At 69.3% G+C, this 6,567-nt stretch carries 6 protein-coding genes; 3 read left to right on the top strand and 3 right to left on the bottom strand.

From position 1 onward, the window contains the following. Positions 1 to 61: 61 nt before the first annotated feature. Positions 62 to 1,960 carry an ATP-binding cassette domain-containing protein gene (locus EA346_RS11950; protein ID WP_296758873.1) on the bottom strand — a complete coding sequence of 633 codons (1,899 nt, stop codon included), beginning with the start codon at positions 1,958 to 1,960 and terminating at the stop codon, positions 62 to 64. 193 nt (positions 1,961 to 2,153) lie between these two features. Here EA346_RS11950 and EA346_RS11945 point away from each other — a divergent pair, with 193 nt between their 5' ends. Further along, complete coding sequence (locus EA346_RS11945; RefSeq protein ID WP_296758870.1) at positions 2,154 to 3,008, top strand: alpha/beta fold hydrolase; 855 nt, start codon at positions 2,154 to 2,156, stop codon at positions 3,006 to 3,008. On the opposite strand, the gene EA346_RS11940 is transcribed toward EA346_RS11945, so the two are convergent. Beyond that, complete coding sequence (locus tag EA346_RS11940) at positions 2,974 to 3,924, bottom strand: hydrogen peroxide-inducible genes activator (RefSeq protein ID WP_296758868.1); 951 nt, start codon at positions 3,922 to 3,924, stop codon at positions 2,974 to 2,976. The two genes, EA346_RS11945 and EA346_RS11940, sit on opposite strands and share 35 nt — an antisense overlap. After that, positions 3,921 to 4,277 carry a DUF3301 domain-containing protein gene (locus tag EA346_RS11935; RefSeq protein ID WP_296758866.1) on the bottom strand — a complete coding sequence of 119 codons (357 nt, stop codon included), beginning with the start codon at positions 4,275 to 4,277 and terminating at the stop codon, positions 3,921 to 3,923. Before EA346_RS11935 ends, EA346_RS11940 begins: the two co-directional genes overlap by 4 nt. A 67-nt stretch (positions 4,278 to 4,344) precedes the next feature. Here EA346_RS11935 and EA346_RS11930 point away from each other — a divergent pair, with 67 nt between their 5' ends. Continuing rightward, positions 4,345 to 5,142, top strand: a complete 798-nt coding sequence (locus tag EA346_RS11930) for an inositol monophosphatase family protein (RefSeq protein WP_296758863.1) — start codon at positions 4,345 to 4,347, stop codon at positions 5,140 to 5,142. Between the two features lie 162 nt (positions 5,143 to 5,304). Then, positions 5,305 to 6,528, top strand: a complete 1,224-nt coding sequence (locus EA346_RS11925; RefSeq protein WP_296758860.1) for a TraB/GumN family protein — start codon at positions 5,305 to 5,307, stop codon at positions 6,526 to 6,528. The last annotated feature ends 39 nt before the right edge of the window (positions 6,529 to 6,567 follow it).

Raw genomic sequence — 6,567 nt, 5'->3', positions numbered from 1 at the left:
TAAGGACCGGAGCATGGGGGGCTGCGCAAGCAGCGAGCCTGCGCGAGCAGAACCGTTGCCGTCAAGCTTCGGCGCGCGCGTTTTCCAGGGCCTCCAGAGCCTCCATCCAGGCCGCTTCCGCGGTCTCCAGCTCCGAGCGCAGCCGGCCCTGACGCTGCAGCAGGGCGGCGAGTTGCCCGCCGTCGGCCTGGTCGTACAGCCCCGGGTCGGCCAGGGCCTTCTCCACCGCGTCCAGGTCGGCCTGCAGACGGGTGCAACGAGTCTCCTCGCGTTCCGCGGCCTTGCGCAGCGGTTTCAGACTCTCGCGCTGCCGGGCGGCCTGCTGGCGCCGCTCGCGGCCACCTTCACGCTCACCGGCATCCGCGGACCCGCCCCCGCCCTCCCGGGCGGTGTCGCCCGCACGCGCCTGGGTCAGTTCCCGGGCATAGTCGTCGAGGTCACCGTCGTATTCCTCCACCCACCCCTCGCGTACGCGCCAGAACCGGTCGCAGACACGGGAAAGCAGGTCACGGTCGTGCGAAACCAGCACCAAAGCCCCGGAATAGTCCTCCAGAGCCTCGGCCAGGGACTCGCGCATGTCCAGGTCCAGGTGGTTGGTCGGTTCGTCCAGCAGCAGCACCGACGGCGCCTGGCAGACCAGCATCGCCAGGACCAGCCGGACCCGCTCGCCCCCGGACAGACCCGCCACCGGCAGGTCCGCCCGGTTGCCCGCGAACCCGAATCCACCGAGCAGGTTGCGCAGTTCCTGGTCGGTCATGCCGGTATCCAGCCGCTGCAGATGCAGCAGCGGGCTGGCGCCATCATCGAGCTGCTCCCGCTGGTGCTGGGCGAAATAGCCGACCACCAGATCCGGATCGACCGCACGCTCTCCCTCGGTGAGCGGCAGCAGACCGGCGAGCATGGCCAGCAGGGTCGACTTGCCCGCTCCGTTCGGACCCAGGATCCCGATCCGGTCGTCGGGCCGCAGGCGCAGCGTGGCCGGATGCAGCCGGACACGGCCGTCCACGGTGACGCCGGCGTGGTCCAGGCGCAGCAGCGGATCCGGCAATCGCGCGGGGGCCGGAATCTTCAGGTGCATCGGCCGCGCCGCGCGCAGCAACGCCACGTCGTCCAGTTTCTCCAGCCGTTTCAGCCGGCTTTGCGCCTGCCTCGCCTTGCTTGCCTTGGCCCGGAAGCGCGCGACGAAGCGCTCGAGGTGGGCGCGCTCCTGGGCAACCCGGGCGGCCGCAGCCTCGGTCTGGGCGACGATCTCGGCGCGGCGGCGCTCGGCGGCGCTGTAATTGCCGGTGAACAACTGCACCTGCCGGTGCTCGATATGGGCGATATGCGTGACCACCGCATCCAGGAAGCGGCGGTCATGCGCGATCACGATCAGGGTGCCCGGATAACGGCGCAGCCAGTCCTCCAGCCAGAGGATGGTCTCGAAATCGAGGTGATTGGTCGGCTCGTCGAGCAACAGCAGGTCGGAACGGGTCATCAGGGTCTGGGCCAGGCCCAGGCGCATGCGCCAGCCGCCGGAGAATTCGGCGACGGCGCGGTCCGGGTCCTGCGGCGTGAAGCCGAGACCGGCCAGGAGCTGCCGCGCCCTGGCCTCCGCGCTCCAGCCATCGATCGCGTCGATCTCCGCGTAGAGATGACCGTGTTCCTCGCCGTCGTCGCAGCATTCCAGGCGCGCCTGCAGCGTCCGGAGGGCGGTATCGCCATCCAGCACATAGTCCACCGCCCGCCGGGTGCTGGCGTCCACCTCCTGCGGAAGGTGGGCGCAGACCCAGCCGCGGGGCCAGTCGATCGTGCCCGTGTCGGGCGTCAGCTCGCCGCGCAGCGCTGCCAGCAGCGTACTCTTGCCGCAGCCATTCGCGCCGGTCAGCCCGACACGCCAGCCCGGATGGATCCGAAAGGATGCATTGCTGATCAGCGCCTGGGCACCGCGGCGCAGTTCCACGTTCTCGAAACGAATCATGGGCACAAGTGTAGTGCGTGCAGGCCCCAGGGCCTACCGAACCCCACGGGAAGCCCGCCACCGCTTTTCCCCACGCGAATCAGGGCGACCTCACGTCAGAAATACGCATCGGCATTTTGGAATATAATGATCTTCTGCTAATTGCCGAGCCGATTCCGGTGCGCCCGGACCGAATGCAATGAGGACCGACCCAATGAAAAGCTTGATACCCGCCCGCCTGCTGGCGGCCCTACTGTTCCTGTTGCTGATCTGGAGCCCCGCCGCCCCGGCGTCGGTCATGGTGCTGGTGCACGGCTATCTCGGCGACGGCCAGAGCTTTCACAAGGCCGGGGTGGTGGACGCACTGACCGCGGCCGGCTGGCACTACGGCGGCGACTGGCGCTACTCGCAGGATGGCAAGGTGCGGCTCGCGCGCGCCGGAGAAACCGGGGAGCGCACCATTTACACGGTAAGCCTGCCGGTGTCGGCGCCGCTGGCACTGCAGGCGGACTGGCTGTCCGCGATGATCCGCTCCGCAGCCAACCGCCACCCGGACCAACCGGTGGTCCTGGTCGGGCACTCCGCCGGCGGGGTGGTCAGTCGCCTGAGCCTGGTGCGCGGCGGCGCGGGACCGGTGGAACACCTAATCACCATCGCCAGCCCGCACCTTGGCACCGTACGCGCGCTGCAGGCCCTGGAGGCCACCCATGGCGGCGGCATGTTCGGCCCCGTCCGCCGGATCCTGACCCGGCAGGCCGTGGGTGGCAGCACCTACGACGCCATTCGGAATTCACCCGCGGTTCTGGTCGATCTGGCCCCGCCAACGCAGCACAACCTTCTAGGCTGGCTGAACGTGCAGGATCATCCGGACATCACCTACGACGCGGTCGTCCGGAACACCGATTTCCGCATGGGTGGCGACATCCTGATCCCGGCCTACAGCCAGGACCTGAACCAGGTGCCGGCGCTGCGCGGTCGCGCCACCGTGATCGCCAGCCCGCTGGAACACAGCCTGACGGCGGAGGACGCCCGGCTCATTCTGCAGCGGATCGCTGCCCGGGCTGGATGAAGCTCACGCAGCTGAGCCCGGTGTCCAGCACCGCGCGGCGCAGGGCCTCGATGGCCTGCGGGCGCGGAAAGCTGGCGCGCCAGGCCAGCGCCACACGCCGGCTGGGCACCGGCTCGGCAAACCGCCGCACCGCGAGCAGGCGCTGCGCGTACCGGTCGGCGCCTGCCGCCGTACAGGGCAGGATGGTCACGCCCATGCCCGACGCGACCATGTGCCGCATGGTCTCGAGCGACGAGCCCTGCAGATTCCTGGAGACGCTGCCGTCGGCGGTGGCGGTGCGCAGGCAGCCGGGACAGAGCTCCAGAACCTGGTCCCGGAAGCAGTGGCCCGCGCCCAGCAGGAGCAGGGTCGCGTCGCCCATCTGATCCAGCGTCAGTGGCCCTTCCCGGTTCAACGGGTGGGCGGCGGGCAGCACGGCGACGAAGGGTTCGTCGTACAACGGCAGGGTCACCACCCCCGGCTCCTCGAAGGGCAGCGAAACCACGATGGCATCCAGTTCGCCCTCCCGCAGCCGGTCGCGCAGGCGCGCGGTGTAATTCTCCTCGATCACCAGCGGCATCTCTGGCGCCCGTTCGTGCAGCACCGGGATCAGCTCCGGCAGCAGGTACGGCGCGATGGTGTAGATCGCCCCCATCCGCAGCGGACCGGAGAGCTGGTCCTGCTGCTGCACGGCCATTTCGCGGAGCGCGCCGACCTCGTCCAGCACCCGGCGCGCCTGTCGGAGCAGTGCCTCGCCCGCCGGCGTCAGCGTGACCTCGCCGTGACCCCGCTCGAACAGGGTTACACCGAGCTCCTCCTCGAGCTTGCGTACGGCGACCGACAGCGAGGGCTGGCTGATGTGACAGGCCTCCGCCGCACGCCCGAAGTGCCGCTCGCGTGCCACTGCGACGGCGTAGCGGAGTTCGTTCAGCGTCACCGGGGAAGATCTCCCGCGCCGGGCGCCGAGGCCTCGGCATCCAGCAACCGGCCGCCTTCCGGCAGCTCCATGCTCGCGACCTGCACCCGGCGCCCGCGCAGCGTGATCTCGCCGACGTGACGCGTGCTCCCGTCGGTCGCGAACTCGAAGCGATAACGCCGGACCAGCACCAGCCCCGCGCCGCCGCGTTCGATGCGAACCCCGGTCTGGATGACGCTGCTGTCCAGGAACTGCACCCCGGCGCGCGCGCAGACGTCACGGGCGACCTTGCGCACCCGCTCGAGGCTGCGCCAGGCGTCATTGAAATAGAGAACCACCAACACCAGGGCGAGAATGACGAAGAGTCCGGTCATGAACCGGTATCATACGCCCAAGCCCGCGCCACGCTCACCTCGGGCACCCCGACGACCACGGACCTCCATGAAGACTGCATTCGACGATCTACTGCACGGCCTCCGCATCATCGGACAGGAAGAACTGCTCCCACGCTTCCACGGGCGGCTCACGGTCGAGGAGAAGCCCGACGGCAGCCTGGTCACCAGCGCCGACCACGCCGTGGATGGACGCCTGAGCGGCTTGCTCGGCGAACTCTTTCCGGGACTCGCCGTCCTCAGCGAGGAACAGACCCGGGAGGCGCAACAGAAGGTCCTGTCCAGCGCAAAACCCTTCTGGCTGCTGGACCCGCTCGATGGCACGACCAACTTTGTCGGCGGGCTGCCCTTCTTCGCCATCTCCCTGGCGCTGGTCGATGCCCGTGGCGTCGAATTCGGAGCCACCTACGACCCGGTCCGGGACGAACTCTTCAGCGTGATGCGCGGCGCAGGGCTGCGGCTCAACGGCGCGGCCCCACCCGCGCGGCATTTCGATCCCCGGGAACTGGAGCAATGCACTGCGCTGGTCGATTGCAAACGCCTGCAGCCCCGCCTCGCCACCGCGCTGGCGGTGGATCCGCCGTACCGCTCGCAGCGCAACCTCGGGGCCTGTGCGCTGGAGTGGGCGTGGCTGGCCACCGGCCGCGCGGATCTCTATCTGCACGGTGGACAGGCCCTGTGGGACAGCGCCGCCGGCACCCTGATGCTCGCGGAGACCGGCGGGCAGATGACCGATCTGGAGGGCGGCCCGGTCTTCCAACGCTCCCTGGACAGACCATCCGCGGTCGCGGCCCGCTCGGCCGAACTGCAGGAACGCTGGCTGCACTGGCTCGACACCCGCCGCTGAGTGGCTGATCCAACGGCTGCGGCGGGCTCGCGGCAGCGCCGTACGCCCGCCATATCCCCCTCCGCGGCGGCTCGGGATCCGGAGCACGCCCGCCCGGGGTCACTCGCTCCGACGGCCCATTCCCGCTAGGATGGCGGGCTGTTTGCTGCCTCTCAAGCGAAGATGACCAACACCGTCGAACAACTGCTCGCCAAGGAACCGCACCGCCAGATCCGGATCGGCGAGACCGAGATCACTCTGCTCGGCACCGCGCACGTATCCCCGGCCAGCGCACGCACCGTCGCGGACCTGATCGCCAGCGGCGCGTTCGACACCGTGGCCGTCGAACTGTGCATGAGCCGGCAGCGCGCGATCGTCGATCCCGAGGCGATGAGCAAGCTCGACCTGTTCAGCGTGGTCCGCAGCGGCCAGGCGCCGATGGTCGCGGCCAGCCTGGCACTGGGCGCCTATCAGCAGCGGCTGGCCGACCAGTACGGCATCGAACCGGGCGCGGAAATGCGGGCGGCCATCCACGGTGCGCTGGACAACGGGCTTCCGCTCGCGCTGATCGACCGCGAGATCGGACTCACGCTGCGCCGCGCCTACCGCGCGGTTCCCTGGTGGCAGCGCATGGGCCTGATCGGCGGGCTGTTCGCGAGCGTGATGAGCCGGGAACAGATCGCCGAGGCCGAGATCGAGCGCCTGAAGGAGGGCGACATGCTGGAGTCCACCTTCAGCGAGTTCGCCGAACAGTCCCGCGAGCTGTACCTTCCGCTGATCGACGAGCGCGACCGCTACATGGCGGCGCACCTGCGCAAGCTGGCGGCGACGGGCAGGCACCAGCGCATCCTGGCCGTTGTCGGCGCGGGCCACCTGAAGGGCATCGAAAACTACGTGGCCCTGGACCGGCAGGAGCCGGAAGACATCCTCAGGCAGCTCGAGCAGTCGCCCCCAAAGGCGCGCTGGCCGAAATACATCCCCTGGGTGGTGGTCGGCATCATCCTGACGGGCTTCGTGATCGGTTTCACCCGCAATGCCGAACTCGGCCTGCAGATGGTGCTGGACTGGATCATGATCAACGGTGGCCTCGCCGCGATCGGCGCCACCATTGCCCTCGCCCATCCGGTGACCATCGTCACCGCAGCCCTGGCGGCCCCCCTGACCTCACTGAACCCGACCATCGGCGTAGGCTTCGTCGCAGCAGCGGTGGAGCTGTACATGCGCAAGCCGCAGGTCGGCGACTTCGCGACGCTGCGCCGGGACACCACCAGCCCGCGCGGCTGGTGGCGCAATCGGGTGTCCCGCGTACTGCTGGTCTTCCTGCTGACCACGCTGGGCTCGGCCATGGGCACCTATATCGGCGGTGCGCGCATCTTCGGTCACCTGTTCGGCAGCGGCGCCAGTTAGCGAGAAAGACACGTCCCAGTCCCGTAGGTCGGGTTAGCG

It is taken from the genome of Thioalkalivibrio sp. (assembly GCF_007692535.1).
Lineage (GTDB): Bacteria > Pseudomonadota > Gammaproteobacteria > Ectothiorhodospirales > Ectothiorhodospiraceae > Thioalkalivibrio.
This window is presented reverse-complemented; position numbering and strand designations above follow the sequence as displayed.